At 34.2% G+C, this 18,402-nt stretch carries 17 protein-coding genes; 10 read left to right on the plus strand and 7 right to left on the minus strand.

Going from position 1 to position 18,402, the window contains the following annotated elements; genetic code table 11:
- Positions 1-59: 59 nt before the first annotated feature.
- Positions 60-932 carry an EamA family transporter gene (locus H3U96_RS08000; protein ID WP_086360337.1) on the minus strand — a complete coding sequence of 291 codons (873 nt, stop codon included), beginning with the start codon at positions 930-932 and terminating at the stop codon, positions 60-62.
- A 165-nt stretch (positions 933-1,097) separates the two neighbouring features.
- Positions 1,098-2,081, minus strand: coding sequence for an octaprenyl diphosphate synthase (gene ispB / locus H3U96_RS08005; protein WP_086360338.1), 984 nt, complete (start codon positions 2,079-2,081; stop codon positions 1,098-1,100).
- A 155-nt stretch (positions 2,082-2,236) separates the two neighbouring features.
- Here ispB and H3U96_RS08010 point away from each other — a divergent pair, with 155 nt between their 5' ends.
- Positions 2,237-3,082 (plus strand): TonB family protein, encoded by an 846-nt coding sequence (locus H3U96_RS08010; RefSeq protein WP_065578378.1) that lies wholly within the window; start codon positions 2,237-2,239, stop codon positions 3,080-3,082.
- Between the two features lie 106 nt (positions 3,083-3,188).
- Here the strand turns inward: H3U96_RS08010 and pepP are convergent, their stop codons facing one another.
- On the minus strand, positions 3,189-4,502 hold the full coding sequence (gene pepP, locus H3U96_RS08015; RefSeq protein WP_232347769.1) for a Xaa-Pro aminopeptidase: 1,314 nt from the start codon (positions 4,500-4,502) through the stop codon (positions 3,189-3,191).
- Positions 4,503-4,534: 32 nt separating this feature from the next.
- The gene (locus tag H3U96_RS08020; protein ID WP_034901720.1) at positions 4,535-5,077 is read right to left on the minus strand and encodes a UPF0149 family protein; all 543 of its coding nucleotides are present in this window, start codon (positions 5,075-5,077) and stop codon (positions 4,535-4,537) included.
- A gap of 123 nt (positions 5,078-5,200) precedes the next feature.
- On the opposite strand from H3U96_RS08020, the gene H3U96_RS08025 reads away from it, so the two are divergent.
- The 4 genes from H3U96_RS08025 to crr all read left to right on the plus strand — a co-directional run bounded on the left by H3U96_RS08025 (position 5,201) and on the right by crr (position 8,237).
- The gene (locus H3U96_RS08025) at positions 5,201-5,545 is read left to right on the plus strand and encodes a hypothetical protein (protein WP_034901722.1); all 345 of its coding nucleotides are present in this window, start codon (positions 5,201-5,203) and stop codon (positions 5,543-5,545) included.
- Between the two features lie 142 nt (positions 5,546-5,687).
- Positions 5,688-5,945, plus strand: a complete 258-nt coding sequence (ptsH, locus tag H3U96_RS08030) for a phosphocarrier protein Hpr (RefSeq protein WP_034901724.1) — start codon at positions 5,688-5,690, stop codon at positions 5,943-5,945.
- A gap of 51 nt (positions 5,946-5,996) precedes the next feature.
- The gene (gene ptsI, locus H3U96_RS08035) at positions 5,997-7,724 is read left to right on the plus strand and encodes a phosphoenolpyruvate-protein phosphotransferase PtsI (RefSeq protein ID WP_086360340.1); all 1,728 of its coding nucleotides are present in this window, start codon (positions 5,997-5,999) and stop codon (positions 7,722-7,724) included.
- Between the two features lie 9 nt (positions 7,725-7,733).
- Entirely contained in the window at positions 7,734-8,237 is a 504-nt protein-coding gene (crr, locus tag H3U96_RS08040; protein ID WP_065578381.1) for a PTS glucose transporter subunit IIA, read from the plus strand.
- 59 nt (positions 8,238-8,296) lie between these two features.
- On the opposite strand, the gene pgi is transcribed toward crr, so the two are convergent.
- Positions 8,297-9,946 carry a glucose-6-phosphate isomerase gene (gene pgi, locus H3U96_RS08045; RefSeq protein ID WP_065651706.1) on the minus strand — a complete coding sequence of 550 codons (1,650 nt, stop codon included), beginning with the start codon at positions 9,944-9,946 and terminating at the stop codon, positions 8,297-8,299.
- Between the two features lie 256 nt (positions 9,947-10,202).
- Between pgi and H3U96_RS08050 the strand changes: the two genes are divergently transcribed.
- On the plus strand, positions 10,203-10,952 hold the full coding sequence (locus H3U96_RS08050; protein WP_034901731.1) for an IclR family transcriptional regulator: 750 nt from the start codon (positions 10,203-10,205) through the stop codon (positions 10,950-10,952).
- Between the two features lie 55 nt (positions 10,953-11,007).
- On the opposite strand, the gene H3U96_RS08055 is transcribed toward H3U96_RS08050, so the two are convergent.
- Positions 11,008-12,150: an iron-containing alcohol dehydrogenase gene (locus H3U96_RS08055; RefSeq protein ID WP_086360341.1), complete on the minus strand. Its 1,143-nt coding sequence runs from the start codon at positions 12,148-12,150 to the stop codon at positions 11,008-11,010.
- Between the two features lie 218 nt (positions 12,151-12,368).
- Here H3U96_RS08055 and H3U96_RS08060 point away from each other — a divergent pair, with 218 nt between their 5' ends.
- The 4 genes from H3U96_RS08060 to H3U96_RS08075 all read left to right on the plus strand — a co-directional run bounded on the left by H3U96_RS08060 (position 12,369) and on the right by H3U96_RS08075 (position 17,272).
- On the plus strand, positions 12,369-13,274 hold the full coding sequence (locus tag H3U96_RS08060; protein ID WP_086360342.1) for a dihydrodipicolinate synthase family protein: 906 nt from the start codon (positions 12,369-12,371) through the stop codon (positions 13,272-13,274).
- A gap of 33 nt (positions 13,275-13,307) precedes the next feature.
- On the plus strand, positions 13,308-14,828 hold the full coding sequence (locus tag H3U96_RS08065; protein WP_086360343.1) for a UxaA family hydrolase: 1,521 nt from the start codon (positions 13,308-13,310) through the stop codon (positions 14,826-14,828).
- Between the two features lie 67 nt (positions 14,829-14,895).
- Positions 14,896-16,212 (plus strand): MFS transporter, encoded by a 1,317-nt coding sequence (locus tag H3U96_RS08070; RefSeq protein WP_086356829.1) that lies wholly within the window; start codon positions 14,896-14,898, stop codon positions 16,210-16,212.
- A 403-nt stretch (positions 16,213-16,615) separates the two neighbouring features.
- Positions 16,616-17,272, plus strand: coding sequence for a class I SAM-dependent methyltransferase (locus tag H3U96_RS08075; protein WP_198196266.1), 657 nt, complete (start codon positions 16,616-16,618; stop codon positions 17,270-17,272).
- 107 nt (positions 17,273-17,379) lie between these two features.
- Here the strand turns inward: H3U96_RS08075 and metA are convergent, their stop codons facing one another.
- Positions 17,380-18,312: a homoserine O-succinyltransferase gene (metA, locus tag H3U96_RS08080; protein WP_065614631.1), complete on the minus strand. Its 933-nt coding sequence runs from the start codon at positions 18,310-18,312 to the stop codon at positions 17,380-17,382.
- Positions 18,313-18,402: the final 90 nt, after the last annotated feature.

The raw sequence follows: 18,402 nt of genomic DNA on the forward strand, positions 1-18,402 counted from the left end.
TTCTCTTTCTTTCAATTCATTACTATCGCGCAGCTTGGCGCGATAGTATTTCAATAAACTTAATTCTCTCGATTTACTGCTTTAATTTTACTTGGCCGATGCATAGTTAATACCGTTCCAATCGATGAAACGATAATAAACATAATAGCCAACCATTGATAATGTGTTAACTGTTCGTGCAACACAATTAATCCGGAAAACGCCGCAAATACCGGTGACAAACTCATTAAGGTACTAAAAGTTTGGGCTGGTAAGCGTGGTAATGCAACCATATCAAGGCCATAAGGAATCGCTGACGCTAATAGTGAAACCATGAAAGCCAATGGCAAAATATCCAAGGAAAACATTGTACTACCACTTTGCCATACCCCAATTGGAAAGAGTAGTACTGAAGCAACAATCGAACCAAGCGCAACACTTGGCGCACCATATATTTCGCCAGCTTTACGACCAAAAAGAATATAACCAGCCCAACAACTTCCAGCACATAAAGCCAATAAAAGACCAATCGGATCTAAGTCACTGGCTGCTTGATGAATAGGCAATAACATAACTAATCCAATTATAGCAATACCTAACCAAATAAAATCGGTTAATCGTCGACCGGAAAACATAGCCACCATAATTGGGCCGGTTAATTCAATTGCGACAGCAATACCTAAAGGAATACGAGAGATAGCATTATAAAAAGATAAATTCATGCAACCCATGGCAATACCATACAAAATAATATATTTAATTGCTGATTTTGAAATCTTTTTACGCCATGGTTTAAAGATTATGACCAATAAAATAGAGGAAAAAAATAAACGCCACGCAGTCATTGCTTCTGGTCCAAGTATTGGGAACAAATATTTAGCAAATGAAGCACTTGATTGTACAGAAATCATTGATACAAAAATTAATAAAACTGGCCAAGATCTTTTGAACATAATAATAACCTTATTTGAACAATGGGATTGTTATAAAAAGGGAACAAATTGTTTGCATAACATAATAAAATTCAATTTAAAATTTTCACCATCTATAGTAAAAACAGTGTTAATTAAACAAATTGTATAAATAATGTATTTAAAATTATCAAATAAACTTCACTGTTAGTTTTCCCTTTTTACTGATAACAATGCCAGATCTTGTAATGCTTTTTTATAAGGAGAATCTGGTAAAATTGAAATCACATTAAACGCTTTGTTCGCCTCTTGCTGGGCTATTTTTAAAGTAAATACAAGCGATCCGCATGATTTCATCACAGCTAAAACATGCTCTAACAAATGACGACCATTTCCTTGTTCAATCGCTTGCCGAATTAAAGCCGCATCCTGCGCGTTAGCGTGATGCATAGCATGTAATAGTGGTAATGTCGGTTTACCCTCATTAAGATCATCACCCAAATTTTTACCCAATTTTTGATTACTATCGGCACTATAATCTAATAAGTCATCAATAATTTGAAAAGCAGTACCTAAATATTTTCCATATTCTTGCAAGGCAAATTCTTGTTCTGGAGTTGCTTCAGCAAGAACCGCTGCGGAATGAGAAGTCGCTTCAAATAGTCTTGCTGTTTTACGATATATGACTTGTAGATATTGTTCTTTAGTAATATCAGGATCATTACAATTAAGTAGTTGTTGAACTTCACCTTCTGCAATAACATTTGTGGCTTCAGACATAATTTGTAATACTTTAAATGATTCGGTACGAACCATCATTTGAAAAGAACGAGTATAAATATAATCGCCCACTAGAACACTAGCAGCATTACCAAATAATGCATTAGCTGTTGATTTTCCTCGCCGTAAATCTGACTCATCAACAACATCATCATGCAATAAAGTTGCTGTGTGAATAAATTCGATAAAGGCAGCCGTTATAATATGTTTATTACCCTGATAATTCAGTGCTTTAGCAATGAGCAAGGCAATGATTGGACGAATACGTTTACCACCACTACTTATAATGTAATTACCTAATTGATTGATTAATACAACATCAGAGCTAAGCTCTGCTTGTATTGCCTGATTAACCTTCACTAAATCTTCTTGTACTAGATCGAGTATTTGTTTTATCGATAGATTATTCATCAGTCTAACCACTACAAATGAGAGATATTTACTTACTATTATCTGATAAATATTTTTATGCAACAAGTTATTGATAAATCATATTTAAAAAAATACTACAAATGATAAGCATTTTCATTTAGAATACACACCCTAAGGGAAAAATTATTACTGTTATGAAGATCAATTTTGATATAGATATCAACACAGAAAAAGAGCCGCAATCATCTGCTGCAAATAAGCAAAAGGATGATTATATATACGTATTTGCATCTGTTGCTGTGATATCTCATCTACTTTTATTAGGATTATTATTTAGCTCGGCATTGTTCGCAAATAATATTATGATTGATGAAGGTGATGATTCAATTAAAGCCGTAATGGTTGACCTTACTCAGTTAGCAGCCCCAGAACAATCATTAGTTGAAAATACGCCTGATATTCAAGGTGCTGAAAACAGTGAAATCATAGATAATAAACCTATTGAAGAGCAACCCGTTGAGCCTGTTGTAGAACCTGAAGTTGTTAAAGAAGAAACACCTGAGCCAACACCGGAAAAAGAACCCGAAAAACCTACTGTTGAACCGGATAAACCAACAATAGTAAAACCAGAACCAAAACCGAAACCAAAAAAGAAAAAGCCACCTACACAAAAAGCTTCTCATCAACAAGTTAGACAAGAAGCAATTAGTGATAATACGGCAAAAACATCAGTAGCACCTAAAATTTCTGATAGTCAGCAATATTCGGGTACTCCAACACCGATTAGCCGAAATCGCCCAGAATATCCAAGAAGAGCTCTAGACATGCGCTTAGAAGGTCATGTTATTGTCATGTTTGATGTAAATAGTGAAGGGCGAGTTGAAAATATTAGAATTATTGAAGCTCAACCCAATAATATTTTTAATCGCTCAGTGATCACAGCAATGAAAACATGGAAATACAAACCAATTGCTGGTAAAGATATCAAAATGAAGATTATCTTTAATCGTGATAGTTCAATTAGTTTAGGTAACGGCTAAACTGACATTTATCAATCAATAACTATCATTCAATAGTATTTATTTAAAATAAAACTTAATGGTGCTAATCTTAATTTATTGATTTGCACCTTACTTGATCATAAGTTTATTTATTGACTTGCATTAACTGCTCAATTTGTTGAGGATCTTTAGGCACCATTGCAGTTAAAACTTCATTGCCTGAATCAGTAATTAAAATATTATCCTCTATACGGATGCCGATTCCTTTATAACGCTCAGGAACATGGGCTTCTTGATTAATATAGAGCCCTGGTTCAACCGTTAACACCATGCCTGGAGCAAGGATACGATCACGATCGCTACCGACATCATGCACATCAATACCTAGCCAATGTCCTAAACCATGCATATAAAATGCCATGTAAGCTTTATTTGCAATTAACGTCTCGATATCGCCCTGCATAATGCCAAGTTTAACTAAACCTTCAACCATAATTCGAATAATTTGTTGGTTTACTATTGATATTGAAGTACCTGGTTGTAATAATTTGATTGCCGCGTATTGTGCGGTTAACACAATGTCATATATTTCACGTTGTGACTGATTAAATTTACCATTTATGGGAAATGTACGGGTGATATCACCGGCATAATATTGATATTCACAACCAGCATCAATTAAGACTAAATCGCCATCTTTCAATTGGTCACTATTATTTTCATAATGCAATATACAACCATTATTTCCGCCACCAACAATAGTGTTATATGACGGCCAACGAGCACCACGCCGAGCAAACTCGTGTAAAATTTCGGCTTCTAATTGATATTCAAACCAATTGGGCTGACATTTTTGCATTGCTCGAATATGTGCCTGCGCACTGATTTCACAAGCTTGACGTAAAATGGCGATTTCATATTCAGACTTAAACATCCGCATTTCGTGAACGATTGGTCGCCAATCAATAACAATGCTTGGCGCTGAAAGTTTTAATCGACCGCCTTGCCGTAGCGTATTAAGCGTTTTTTTAATTATCTCGTCAGCATAATGATATAGCTGGTCAGCATAATAAATAGCTTTTTTACCATTGATTAAATTAGGCAAAACCTCATCAATCTCATCAAAAAGATAGGCTTCATCTACTAAAACTTTTTCAAGTGCAGCTTGTTGACCTAACCGATATCCGGTCCATGTTTCCGCTAAAGGATCCTTTTTACGGTTAAATAATATGTATCGAGCCTGAATATCAGATTCCTTTATTACCGCCAATAGTGCTTCTGGCTCAGCAAAAAAAGTAAAATACCAAAAATCACTATCTTGCCGATAAGGATAGTGAGTATCATTGCTTCGCGTAACCTCTGGTGAAGCGAAAAACAAAGCGATACTATTTTGCTCCATTTGTGCCAATAATTTATTTCGTCGCGCTAAAAGTTCTGTTTTGCTATACATATCTACCATAACTTGTACCTTAAAAATCAATAATACTGATATTAATGAATAGTTGGGGTTATATCAGATTCATTAAACTCATCAAAACAGAGCATCGCCGTGATCCGAACGTATTCTTTAATTTCTTCAAACGCAAAGCCTAACTCTTGCTGATCTTCATTTTCATCATAACCCAACTTAACGATTTGTCTCAGGTCATATATTGCTTCACCAACATCACCTTTAACCCGATTAATTTTAGGTTGAACCAAACCAATTCCTAATAAAAAATGATTAACCCATCCGACTAAATCATCAATCTGAGTAAATAGATCTTGATCGCCGAGTAACAATTGAAACTCAAAATCTTCATCAATAAGTTGTTGTTTTGTTAAATGATATAATTTTTCAATTTCTTTGTTTAAAGGTTCAGCAATGCTTTGCCCATCATTTAACATATCCTTAGTTAAAATTTTCCAACTTTCATCATGATTGCCTCCTGCTAAAATACCTGATAAAAAACCATGTAGTTCAGCCGCTGTCATGCCGATTTTATTTTGGATAAGTTGGCGATTAAGTTCATTGTAATTATTGCTATTAGTCATTAGATCCACCTTAGTCTTAAATACCGTGAAAACACACCCCTGCACTTTCACGGATTAATAGTATATAATTTATGCCTAGCTATAAATAATAAACAGGTTATTGTGCTTTATAAAGGAAATATTTTGAACATTTTTAGATTGATCGTAGCATTGCCCTCGCTATTTTTATTCTTTGTTATGTCATTAACTGCATGTAGTTCATGGGTGCCCAATAAAGGCGTGATTGTTCTTAATGTACAGAATCAAACAAATACCTCTATAACTAGCCAAGATTTACCTAAAAATTATCATTTAGGCAACAGCGAACAAGAGCTTGAAAAATTTGAATCTTTTTGCCACGAAGAGATCCGAGCTTCACAACTTGATGGTAGTGAAGAAGTTGTGTTTGAAAATATCAAACGAGGAATTCACGGGCAGGTGGAATTTAAAAAATGTCGTGATAAAATCACTCGAATTTACCGATATTAACAATAATATCGGCTAACTTGGTTGATTTATCACCATCAAGATTGGGCGAATTGTTAAAGAACAGTGAAATCTTACTAGCCTTTCACGCTGTTTTTATTTATATTGTCGTCTGAAAAAACATATTTTTGGGAGTAAAATAATTATGTACAAACAAGATGTAACCATTACTGCATCGAATGGCCTTCATACTCGCCCTGCTGCGCAATTTGTAAAAGAAGCAAAAAACTTTAATGCTGAAATTACTGTCACATCAAACGGAAAAAGTGCTAGCGCTAAAAGCTTATTCAAATTACAAACATTAGGCTTAACTCAAGGCACAACTATTACTATTTCAGCCGAAGGTGAAGATGAAAAAGAAGCAGTAACTCATCTAGTAAAATTAATTCCTGAATTGGAATAATACTCCCAATTATTATTGAACGGTTTTAATATTGAATAAGGATTAAATATTATGGTATCAGGTATACTTGTTTCCCCAGGTATCGCTTTTGCAAAAGCGCTATTATTAAAAGAAGAACCTATTGTAATTAATAATAGGCAAATTCTTGATAACAAAATTGATGCTGAAATCGAACGCTTTAAAGAAGCTCGTCAAAAATCAAGCGAACAATTAAATGCTATCATGGAGAGAGCAAAAACTACATTAGGTGAAGATAAAGCTGCTATTTTTGAAGGTCACATAATGCTTCTTGAAGATGAAGATCTTGAACAAGAAGTTATCTCTCGTATCCAAAGTAAACACTCAAGTGCTGATGCTGCCGTTCAATCTGTATTTGAAACGCAAGCAAAAGAGTTAGAAAACTTAGATGACGAATATTTAAAAGAACGTGCTGCAGATATCCGTGATATTGGCAAACGTCTATTGAAAAACATTCTCGGTATTGAAATTGTTGATTTAAGTGCTATTAGCCAACCATGTATCCTAGTTGCAACTGATTTAACACCATCAGAAACTGCACAATTAAATTTAGATATGGTATTAGGCTTTATCACTGATGCAGGTGGCCGTACGTCACATACCTCAATCATGGCTCGTTCATTAGAAATTCCAGCAATTGTTGGTACATCTAATGCAACACAAGCAATCAAACAAGGTGATTTTGTTATTTTAGATGCGATTAACAATGCAATCTATATTAATCCTGATCACACAACTGAAGAAAAATTAAAACAAGTTCAAACAAAATATATTGCTGACAAAGAAGAATTAGCAAAATTAAAAGATTTACCTGCGGTAACTCTTGATGGTCACCAAGTGGAAATTTGTGCCAATATCGGTACGGTACGTGATATTGCCGGTGCGGATCGCAATGGCTATGAAGGTGTTGGCCTTTATCGTACTGAGTTCTTATTTATGGATCGTGATGCGTATCCTAATGAAGAAGAACAATTCAAAGCATATAAAGAAGTTGCCGAATCAACTAATGGCTTATCAATTATTGTTCGTACCATGGATATTGGTGGTGACAAAGATGTACCTTATATGCATTTACCAAAAGAAGAAAATCCATTCTTAGGTTGGCGTGCAATTCGTATCTGTTTAGATCGTAAAGAGATATTACATGCACAATTACGCGCAATTCTACGTGCTTCAGCCTTTGGTAAATTACGTATCATGTTCCCAATGATTATTTCAGTTGAAGAAATTCGTATCTTAAAATCTGAAATCAATATTCTTAAAGAACAATTAACCGCCGAAGGTAAAGCGTTTGATAAAGAAATCGAAATTGGAGTTATGATTGAAACCCCTGCAGCAGCAGTTATTGCTCGTCACTTAGCTAAAGAAGTTGACTTCTTCAGTATTGGTACTAACGATTTAACCCAATATACACTTGCTGTTGACCGTGGTAATGAGCTTATTTCACATCTTTATAATCCGTTTTCACCATCAGTGTTAACATTAATTAAAAATGTCATTGATGCTTCTCACCAAGAAGGTAAATGGACAGGAATGTGTGGTGAACTTGCTGGTGATGAAAGAGCAACTATCCTATTATTAGGTATGGGACTTGATGAGTTTAGTATGAGTGCTGTATCAATTCCTAAAATCAAAAAATTAATTCGTAATACCAATTACGAAGAAGCGAAAAAATTTGCTGAAACTGCACTAGAAAAAGCAACCGCTAAAGAAATAACTGATTTAATTGAAAAATATACTGCTGAAAAGCAAATTTGTTAGGAGGCCATAATGGGGCTATTTGATAAAATAAAACAGTTTGTCTCTGACGATAACAAAAATAGCATTGAAATTATAGCACCTCTTAGTGGAGAGATCGTTAAAATCGAAGATGTGCCTGATGTTGTTTTTGCTGAAAAAATCGTTGGTGATGGCGTTGCAATTAAACCATCTGGCAACAAAATTGTCGCACCATTAAATGGTAAAATTGGCAAAATTTTTGAAACTAATCATGCTTTTGCGATTGAGTCAGATGAAGGTATTGAACTTTTTGTTCATTTTGGTATAGATACCGTTGAACTAAAAGGTGAAGGTTTTACTCGTGTTGCTGAAGAAGGACAACAAGTTAAAATTGGTGATACTATCATTGAAATTGATCTACCGTTACTTGAAAGTAAAGCTAAATCAGTTTTAACTCCTGTTGTAATTTCAAATATGGAAACAGTAGTTGAACTAACCAAACTAACTGGTTCTGTTGAAGCAGGTAAAACGCCAATTATGCGTATTAAAAAATAATCATCTATAAAAACCTTCAGTTAAAACTGAAGGTTTTTTTATCTATTGTTAAACTCGCTCTAACGCCATTTCTTGTATTGATTGATTAAGTTGTTAGTTGAATCATCATGAGAACTCACAGGTTTATCATCGGCTAATTCAGGTAAAATACGACCAGCTAGCTGTTTACCTAGTTCAACACCCCATTGATCAAAACTAAAGATGTTAAGAATAACACCTTGTGTGAAGATTTTGTGTTCATACATAGCAACTAATGCACCTAATGCATAAGGTGTGATTTTTTTGACTAAAATAGAGTTGGTTGGCTTATTACCGGCAAAAACTTTAAAAGGAATAATAGATTTAACTTCATCAAGGCTTTTACCAGCCGCAAGGAATTCTTGTTCTACCTGTTGCTCAGTTTTACCAAAAGCTAAAGCTTCAGTTTGTGCAAAGAAATTTGAAAGTAATTTAGGATGATGATCTCCAACCGGATTATGGCTAATTGCTGGTGCAATAAAATCACAAGGAATCAGTTTAGTACCTTGATGAATCAATTGATAGAAGGCATGTTGGCCATTAGTACCAGGTTCACCCCAAATAATAGGTCCAGTAGTATAAGTCGTTTTATTACCATTACGATCAACGCTTTTACCATTTGATTCCATATTACCTTGTTGGAAATAAGCAGCAAAACGATGCATATATTGATCATAAGGTAAAATTGCTTCAGTTTCTGCGCCACAGAAGTTATTGTACCAAAGACCAATTAACGCAAGTAATGTTGGAATATTTTTCTCAACCGGCGCTGTTTGGAAGTGTTTATCCATTGCATGGCCACCAGCTAAAAACTGTTTAAAGTTTTCGTAACCAATAGAAAGAACGATTGATAAACCAATTGCCGACCAAGACGAATAGCGACCACCAACCCAATCCCAAAATTCAAACATATTAGCAGTATCAATACCAAACTTTTCAACTTCTTTAGTATTAGTTGATAATGCAACAAAATGCAGTGCTACTGCTTTATCATCTTTAGCTGCATCAAGTAACCATTGACGGGCAGTTTGAGCATTAGTCATCGTTTCTTGAGTTGTAAAAGTTTTCGACGCAACTAAAAAGAGTGTTGTTTCTGGATTAAGATCTTTTAACGCTTCTACAATATGAGTGCCATCAACATTAGATACAAAATGCATCGTTAAATGGTTTTTATAAGGTCGAAGAGCTTCAGTAATCATGTGAGGTCCTAAATCTGAACCACCAATGCCGATATTAACAACATCGGTGATAGCCTTGCCGGTATAACCTTTCCATTCACCGCTAATCACTTTTTTACTAAAGGACTCCATCTTAGCAAGCACTGCATTGACATCATCCATAACATTTTTGCCATCAACATAAATTGGAGTATTAGATACATTACGAAGTGCAACGTGTAACACGGCTCGATCTTCTGTGCGATTAATTTTTTCACCACTATACATCGCTTTAATTGCGCCACCTAAATCACACTCATCCACAAGCTGATAAAGAATTTCTAATGTTTCTTGCGTTAAACGGTTTTTTGAAAGATCAACCAAAAACTCATCCTCAAACGGAATACTCAGTTTTTCGACGCGCTTGGGCTCGTCTTTTAATATTTCGGCTATAGTTTTATTATGATGTTTTTGATAACTGGCTTGAAGGGATTTCCAAGAAGATGTAGAGGTTGGATCTATTGATTTTAACATAACTCATTCCTTAAATAATATAGCATTGCTACTCATAATATAACTATGCCTAACATGATGCAAGATAAGGATTTATCGATTTAAATACACTAAACAGGAAAATAATAAAAGTTATTTTCTTTTCCTTATCAAGTAACTTGAATATAATGTTAAAGATAAGACACTTAATACACTAAACCGTTCAAAATATGTTTTTCTAAACAATTAGTATCAATAAAATAAATATATTTCTTACATTATTATATTAGGATATTTCATGCCCAATATTCAAACACTTGTACCAGCATTAGATAAAATTGTCCGTATTTGTGATTATTTAGATAACCACAGAGGGGCTACTTTTAGTCAAATATTTCAAGATCTCAATTTACCTAAAAGCAGTACATCAACACTATTAAATGCCTTAGTCATGCATGGTATTTTGCGACAAGATCAAAATAAGTATTATCTTGGGTTAAAATTGCATGAATGGGGAGATAAATCTCTAGAACAGTTTGATATCACTAAAATAGCCGAACCTTTAATGATTAAACTGCGAGATAAAACCAATTTGACCTGCCATTTAGGTGTTCTTGATGGTCTTTATTCTGTTTATATTGCTAAAATTGAAAATGATCAGGCTATTGGTATTCGTACTTGGATTGGTAAAAAATTGCCTTTACATAGTTCAGGTATTGGTAAAGCATTAATAGCTTGGTTACCAGAAGAAAAAATTGATCAACTTATTCCCGAAGATAAATTAATCAAATATACCGACACAACAATAACCAGCAAGAAACAGTTAAAAAAAGAGCTTGCGAAAATTCGCTCGCAAGGTTGGGCCTATGATAATCAGGAAGATGTTCAAGGTGTTCATTGTATTGCAGCACCAATCTTCAATAAAAATAACGAACCCATCGCAGCTATCAGTATTTCGGGTGTTCTTTTTCAACTACCTGTGGATAAAATCGATAAATATTCACAATTAGTACGTGATGCATGCCAACAATTGACTGATAAGTTTTAATAATATTGAATCATTATGATTCAATATTATTTTGACTCATTGGATAAATTAACTGCTACGCTATTTTTTTAAATAACTCAATCAGTTTTTGTTTATCAAAAAATACTGGATTTGCTCCGGCACAAGCATCTTTCATCGAATTTTCAGCCAATAATTCAAAATCTGGATTATCAACACTAATTTCTTTTAAGGATTTAGGAATACCTACCTCTTGAGCCAAATCTTTGATCCTTTTTATCACATAATCAACACACTCTTGATCTGTTTTATTTTTAGTATCCAATCCGATTGTTTCAGCAATAACTCTAAATTTTTCTGGTGCATGTTTAGCATTTTCTTCTTCAACTACCGACAATAACATTGCATTACATACCCCATGAGGTAAATCATAAAGACCTCCAAGTTGATGAGCCATCGCATGCACATTACCTAAACCAGCATTACTAAAAGCAATACCGTTTAAAAAGCAGGCATAACTCATTTGTTCTCTGGCTTCAATATCGTTACCATTTTTAACCGCGCGCGCTAAATATTTAAAGGTTTGACCAATTGCATATAGTGCGGTCGAATCAGTGACATCCATCGCCCCTTTAGCAACCACCGCTTCTATTGCATGAGTTAACGCATCCATACCGGTTGCTGCGGTTAAATTTGCTGGTTTAGAAATCATTAAATCGGGATCACTAACTGTTATTGACGCCAATGTATTTGGATCCACCATAATCATTTTGACATGTCTACTCTCATCAGTAATCACGTAATTGATGGTAACTTCGGCAGAGGTACCAGCAGTTGTTGCTATTGCCACAATCGGTAAACATTTATGTTTACTTTTATGCATCCCTTCATAATCAGTAATTTTACCACCATTCGTCGCCAACACAGCAACGGCTTTACCACAATCTTGTGGCGACCCACCACCAATTGAGACAATAAAATCACATTTAGATTCTTGACATAATTTTAGTGCATTTTCAACATTGGTAACGGTTGGATTTGGTTTTACATCGTAAAAAATAACCGATTCAATCCCCTCTTTTGCCAATATATCTACTACTCTATCTACAGTACCATTACCCACTAAAAACTTATCACTAACAACAAATGCTTTTCGGCAATTTAGTTTTTTAACCGGTACACCTAATTCAGATAAGCATCCTTTACCCAAAAGATTAACCGGTGGAATGTAATAAATCATATTTACCTCTTAATTAATAACATTAAAAATTCCCATAAAAAGAACTATATTTCATTATACGGAAAAAACTAATTACAAAAAAAATTATTTTTGACAATGAGAGGATGATCACAAAATTAATTTTCTTTTGAATTAATACATTGCAATTCTAGATTTTTTTACCAATAATTTGTTCCAACGTGAGAAACAATGTTCTACATCATGAACAAGGAGAAAAAATGAATTTAGAAAAATTTAAAGGTATATTCCCTCCAGTCCCTACTATCGTTAATAAAAAAGGGGAACTAGATAAAAAAGGAATGGGCAAATTATTAGATCATCTCATCGATAACGAAGCTGATGGTGTTTTAATTCTAGGTAGTGGTGGTGAGTTCTGCCATATGCCACCTAAGTTGCGATATGAAGTTGCTGAATTTGCGGTAAAACATATCAATAAACGCATTCCGGTGATGATTGGAATATCCAGTCCAAGTACCAAAGAAACTATTCAATATGGTCAGCATGCAGCACAAATAGGCGCAGATGCCGTTTTAGTGGTTAATCCATATTATGCTTTATTGAATAGTGATGCCATTTATCACCATTATAAAACTGTCGCTGAAAATCTTGATATACCAGTACTACTTTACAATTTCCCGGCATTAACCGGCCAAGATATTGGTATTGATGTTATTACTCAATTAGCCAAGGATCAACCAAATATTATTGGTTTGAAAGACACCATTGATAACATAAGCCATACCCGAGAAGTTATCAACAGAGTTCACGCCTTCCGTCCAGATTTTATTATCTTCAGTGGATTTGATGAATATATGTTAGACACGCTTATTCTTGGTGGTCATGGTGGCATTCCAGCAACATTTAATTTTGCCCCAAAAATTACTAAAGGAATTTATAAAGCTTTTGTTAAAAAAGATTATGAAAAAGCATTTAAATTACAACGTCAATTAGCAAAATTAATGCCTGTCTATGCAATTGAATCTCCATTCTTTGGCGTAATCAAACAAGCAATAAAACTGTCCGGTGTCGATATTTCAACAGAAGTTTTAGCTCCAGTAATGCCATTAACTTCCGATAAAAAGAAAGTTCTAAAAAAATTATTATCCGATTCAAAAATTTTATAAAAATTTATTACTAATTAGTTTTAGGAGCAAATTATGAGCGAAGTATCTAAAGTAATCATACTTCATCCCAATGATGATGTTGCCATAGCTCGTTTTCCTGTATCCAAAGGATACATCATTCAAGAAGCTGATGTTTCTGTACTTTCCGATATAAAAGAAGGACATAAAATAGCGCTTCACAATATCGAAAAAGATCAACCAATTAAACGTTATAATCAAATTATAGGTTATGCAATTTGTGATATTCAAGCTGGAGAACATATCCATTTACATAATCTAAAAATGGGTGATTATGGGCACGAATATGACTTTTGTGCAGATAAACAAGAAACACCAATGGCTAGTGAAAAAAGGACTTTCATGGGCTATAAGCGTAAAAACGGCCAAATAGCAACCCGTAACTATATTGGCATACTAACATCCGTCAACTGTAGTGCAACAGTTGCACGTCGCCTTGAAGATCACTTTAAAGCTAAAGGATTAGCTGATTATCCCAATATAGATGGAATCGTAGCCCTACCTCAAAGTTTTGGTTGTGCCATGGATATGAAAGGTGATTTGATGAAGATGATGCAACGCACAATGAGCGGTTATGCAAATCATCCTAACTTTGCCGGTATTCTAATAATTGGCCTTGGTTGTGAATCAAATCAAATCAAAGATCTTATTCAAGTGAAAGGATTAAATGAAGGTCCTATGCTACAACATATGACTATTCAAGAAACAGGTGGATCACAAAAAACTTTCGATAAGGGCGTAACTATTATTGAAAGCATGTTAAATGAAGCAAATCAATACACCAGAGAAGAAGTACCTGCATCAGAATTAGTTTTAGCACTTGAATGTGGTGGTTCTGATAGTTACTCAGGCATTTCTGCTAACCCTGCACTTGGCGTAGCTGTTGATTTACTCGTACAGCAAGGAGGTACAGCAATACTCGCCGAAACCCCTGAAATTTATGGTGCTGAATATATACTTACTCGCCGAGCAACTTCCAAAGAAGTAGGTGAAAAACTAATTAATCGAATTTTATGGTGGGAGGATTATGCCAAAAGATGTCACGCAGAATTAAATAATAATCCATCCGCAGGCAATAAAGAAGGAGGATTAACGACCATTCTTGAAAAATCACTTGGTGCGATTTGTAAAGCAGGAAGTACTAATCTTATTGATGTATATGAATATGCAGAACCAGTAACCGCAAAAGGATTGGTATTTATGGATACCCCTGGATATGACGCATTTGCATGTACAGGCCAAATTGCTGGTGGAGCCAATATTATGTGTTTTACAACAGGAAGGGGATCTGCATATGGTTCAAAACCAACCCCATGCATAAAAATCGCATCCAATAATTTTCTATGGCGTCGCCAAGAGGAAGATATGGATATTAATTGTGGTGATGTAGCTGATGGACAAGAAACATTAGAGCAAGCAGGTAAGCGAATATTTGAAACAATCTTAGCTGTTGCTTCTGGTGAAAAGACTAAAAGTGAAAAATTTGGATACGGCTCACTTGAATTCGTCCCATGGCAGCCCGGTGCAATTATGTAATTAATAAATAATTTTATATTGTCAGTTAAAGGAAAACACTTCTCTTAGGAGAAGTAGGGAGTCTGTTATGCCTAAAATAAATGAATTATATCAAAATCCTGAGGAGCAACTAAAAGCGACGAATGTTAGATGGCGAATATTTATTATAATGTTACTACTTGGAGCAATTAACTATATTGATCGAACTTCACTTTCCATTGCAATGCCTTATATCACAGAAGAATTTGGTATTGAAGATACACGAATTGTTGGTGCAATTCACAGTGCATTTTTTTGGGCTTATGCCTTAATGCAAATTCCAAGTGGCGTATTAGCAGATAAATTTAAAACAAGAAATATTATTGCAATAGCAACAATCGCTTGGGGTGGCTTCCAAGCTGTTGCAGCATTATGTCATGGTATTTTCACATTATCTTTATCTCGCTTAGGTTTAGGTGTATCTGAAGCACCAATTATGCCTGCGGGAGCTAAATTAATGGGAACTTGGTTAACACCAACTGAACGGGGTCGTGGTTCAATGTTATTAGACGGCGGGGCACCACTAGGAACTGCCTTCGGTGCTGTCATTATTGCTGGATTAATTGGATTTTTTGGCAGTTGGCGCATGGCATTTGTCATTGCAGGAGTGGGAACCATTTTAGCAGGTTTACTTGCTTGGTGGTATATCCGAACATACCCAAATGAACATCCTAAAATTAATAAAGCAGAACTAGAGCATATTGAAAAATATAATTTAGATTCTAAAAAAACAGATAAAAAATATAAATTATCTGATATTAAACCATATTTAAAACAACGAAATGTACTAGCTTTAATTTTCGGATGGGTTTGTTACAGTTTTGTATTCTATGGTTTAATGACTTGGTTACCACTTTATTTCCAAGCTACATATGGATTTAATATTAAATCAATGGGTGGAGCTATGGCAATTATATTCCTAGTTTGTTTTATAGGGCAATTAACTGGAGGATATATCATGGATAAATGGCGTAATGCGGGCGGTAAAACAAGTAAAGTATTACATACCATGTTAGCCATTTCCGCAATTACCGCTGGAGTAGGTATTTTCTTTTGTGCACAAAGTGATAATCCTACAATGGCAATAATTTTATTAACCGTTGCGCTGTTCCCATTACGTTGGGCTAGTATCTATTGGTCAATTCCATCATTATTAGGTGCTCAGAAAGTAGCCGGTACAATTTGTGGAACCATGAATTTTACCAGTAATTTATTTGCCGCAATTTTACCTATTGTTATTGGTTTCATCGTACAAGCCACAGGAAATTATTTTGCTGCAATGATGTTCTTTGCTGCCTCTGCCATGGGTTATTTAATTTGCTCATTATTAATTAATTTTGATAAACCAATGGATGTTTATGAATAAATATTTTGCATAATATGTATATATAATTTTAACCTACTGGTAATTAAGGGAACTTTTTTACCAGTCATTATCAAGTTTAATAAATAAAATCCCAACTATTTACCGCCAATTAGCTGCAAATTAATGTTGCTTGCAGTATTAAAACTAATAATTAGTTCAAATATCAAATTATGTCCAATTTCAAACTTTAAAAAACTTGTCTATAAAGTTAAGTAGAAGGTATTATTTGATTGAGTAATAATTATTACACTACCCGTCTCACAATTAAAAAGCAGGAAACTAAGTACTAGTCGCGAATAATAATGATGATAATCTTTTGCAAGATCTTATTATCTATTGGACAAATCGAGCTAAAGGATATAGCCAAACTAATAAAGACAAATAGGCAACAGATAAAAGAACAATCTGGCAAAAGTTAATTTTAAACCATGCTCCTAACAAGAATAAATTACGAATATTAGACTTTGGAAACGGTCCCGGTTTTTTAGCTATCACGTTAGCGTTAGCCGGACATGAAGTAACTGCAGTAGATGCTACTGAAGAAATGATAAATCAAGCAAAAAACAATGCAATACAATACCAAGTAAAGGTTAATTTTGTTTTATCAGATGTTCATTGCTTACCATTCCAAGACAATAGTTTTGATTTAATTATATTGCGTAATGTAACGTGGAATTTGAGTAATCCAACTTTAGCATATCAAGAATGGTTTAGAGTATTAAATACTAAAGGTAAATTACTTAATTTTGATGCCAATTGGTATCTATTTCTTTTTAATAAAAATCTTTATTCACAATATATGCAAGATAGACAAAATACCATGGAATATGGCATTGAGGATCATTATCGACAAACCGATACACTAGAGATGGAACGAATAGCGAAATTACTACCATTAAGTAAGGAAATTAGACCTGAATGGGATAGGGGTATTTTACAATCAATTGGTTATAAAAATATTCGTATTGAAAACGATATATCAAAAGTTGTTTGGGATGAAATTGAACAAATTAATTACCATTCAACTCCAATGTTCTTAATAGTAGCCGAAAAGGAATAAAATAGTTTTCCCATAAAATCTAGTCATTACTAAATTTGACCAAGAAAATGGTCAAATTTAGATTAATTATTTATATTACAACGTAAAATAACTGATATATATAATTTTTAATCATCAATCGTCAAATTACGAGTAGTTAAATCAAATGGCGTTAATTGATAAACGTAATAGTTGAGCCAATTACTAAATAGTAAATAAGCATGACTTCGCCATGTTGCTTTCGGAGTTAAATTAGGATTATTTTCTGGGAAATAATTATAAGGGATTTCAGGGTTTATACCCGCTTTTAAGTCACGATAATATTCATTGGCTAAAGTAAATGAATCATATTCTGGATGCCCAGTAACAAACGCCATTCGTTTATCAGCGGTTGCCATTAAGTATGGGCCAGTTATATCTGATTCAGCCAAAATATTTAAATCGGTATAGTTTTTAATTTTATCAATTGGAAAATCAGCATTACGAGAGTGTGGCGCTAAAAACGTATCATCAAAGCCTCGGGTTAAAATAGCATTTGGTTGCAAGATTTGGTGTTGATAAACACCGGATAACTTTTGTGAACGAGTGAATTTAGGTAAATCATATAAAACATTTAATGCCGCTTGCACTCCCCAACAAACAAACATGGTTGAGGTTACATGATCTTTCGCCCAAGTAATAATTTCAGCTAACTTAGGCCAATACACAACATCTGAAAAAGCGACTTTACCTAATGGCGCTCCAGTAATAATAAGTCCATCAAAATTCTGTTCACGAATATCATCAAAATCACAATAAAAGCTATTCAAATGTTCTATTGGCGTATTTTTGGATTCACGCTGATCTATTCTTAATAACTGAATATTCACCTGTAAAGATGAGTTAGAAAGTAAACGCAAAAATTGATTTTCAGTCTCTATTTTTTTCGGCATCAAATTTAAGAAAAGAAGCTTAAGTGGGCGAATTTCTTGAGTATTAGCACGCGTTGAAGTCATTACAAATACATTTTCATTACGAAGAACATCAACTGCCGGTAATGAATCAGGAATACATATAGGCATAACAAAAGCTCCTAACAATAATAAATTATCTTCTATAACACTGAAAAAACGGACGTCTAGAAATCTATATAGCTAAATATAGAGCGTTTT

It is taken from the genome of Gilliamella sp. M0364 (assembly GCF_016100565.1).
GTDB classification, from domain to species: Bacteria; Pseudomonadota; Gammaproteobacteria; order Enterobacterales; family Orbaceae; genus Gilliamella; species Gilliamella apis.

Bases quoted from the DNA above. Each gene is read 5' to 3' on its own strand.
- H3U96_RS08000 (WP_086360337.1), bottom strand. From the start codon at position 932: ATGTTCAAAAGATCTTGGCCAGTTTTATTAATTTTTGTATCAATGATT.
- ispB (WP_086360338.1), bottom strand. From the start codon at position 2,081: ATGAATAATCTATCGATAAAACAAATACTCGATCTAGTACAAGAAGAT.
- H3U96_RS08010 (WP_065578378.1), top strand. From the start codon at position 2,237: ATGAAGATCAATTTTGATATAGATATCAACACAGAAAAAGAGCCGCAA.
- pepP (WP_232347769.1), bottom strand. From the start codon at position 4,502: ATGGTAGATATGTATAGCAAAACAGAACTTTTAGCGCGACGAAATAAA.
- H3U96_RS08020 (WP_034901720.1), bottom strand. From the start codon at position 5,077: ATGACTAATAGCAATAATTACAATGAACTTAATCGCCAACTTATCCAA.
- ptsH (WP_034901724.1), top strand. From the start codon at position 5,688: ATGTACAAACAAGATGTAACCATTACTGCATCGAATGGCCTTCATACT.
- ptsI (WP_086360340.1), top strand. From the start codon at position 5,997: ATGGTATCAGGTATACTTGTTTCCCCAGGTATCGCTTTTGCAAAAGCG.
- crr (WP_065578381.1), top strand. From the start codon at position 7,734: ATGGGGCTATTTGATAAAATAAAACAGTTTGTCTCTGACGATAACAAA.
- pgi (WP_065651706.1), bottom strand. From the start codon at position 9,946: ATGTTAAAATCAATAGATCCAACCTCTACATCTTCTTGGAAATCCCTT.
- H3U96_RS08050 (WP_034901731.1), top strand. From the start codon at position 10,203: ATGCCCAATATTCAAACACTTGTACCAGCATTAGATAAAATTGTCCGT.
- H3U96_RS08055 (WP_086360341.1), bottom strand. From the start codon at position 12,150: ATGATTTATTACATTCCACCGGTTAATCTTTTGGGTAAAGGATGCTTA.
- H3U96_RS08060 (WP_086360342.1), top strand. From the start codon at position 12,369: ATGAATTTAGAAAAATTTAAAGGTATATTCCCTCCAGTCCCTACTATC.
- H3U96_RS08065 (WP_086360343.1), top strand. From the start codon at position 13,308: ATGAGCGAAGTATCTAAAGTAATCATACTTCATCCCAATGATGATGTT.
- H3U96_RS08070 (WP_086356829.1), top strand. From the start codon at position 14,896: ATGCCTAAAATAAATGAATTATATCAAAATCCTGAGGAGCAACTAAAA.
- metA (WP_065614631.1), bottom strand. From the start codon at position 18,312: ATGCCTATATGTATTCCTGATTCATTACCGGCAGTTGATGTTCTTCGT.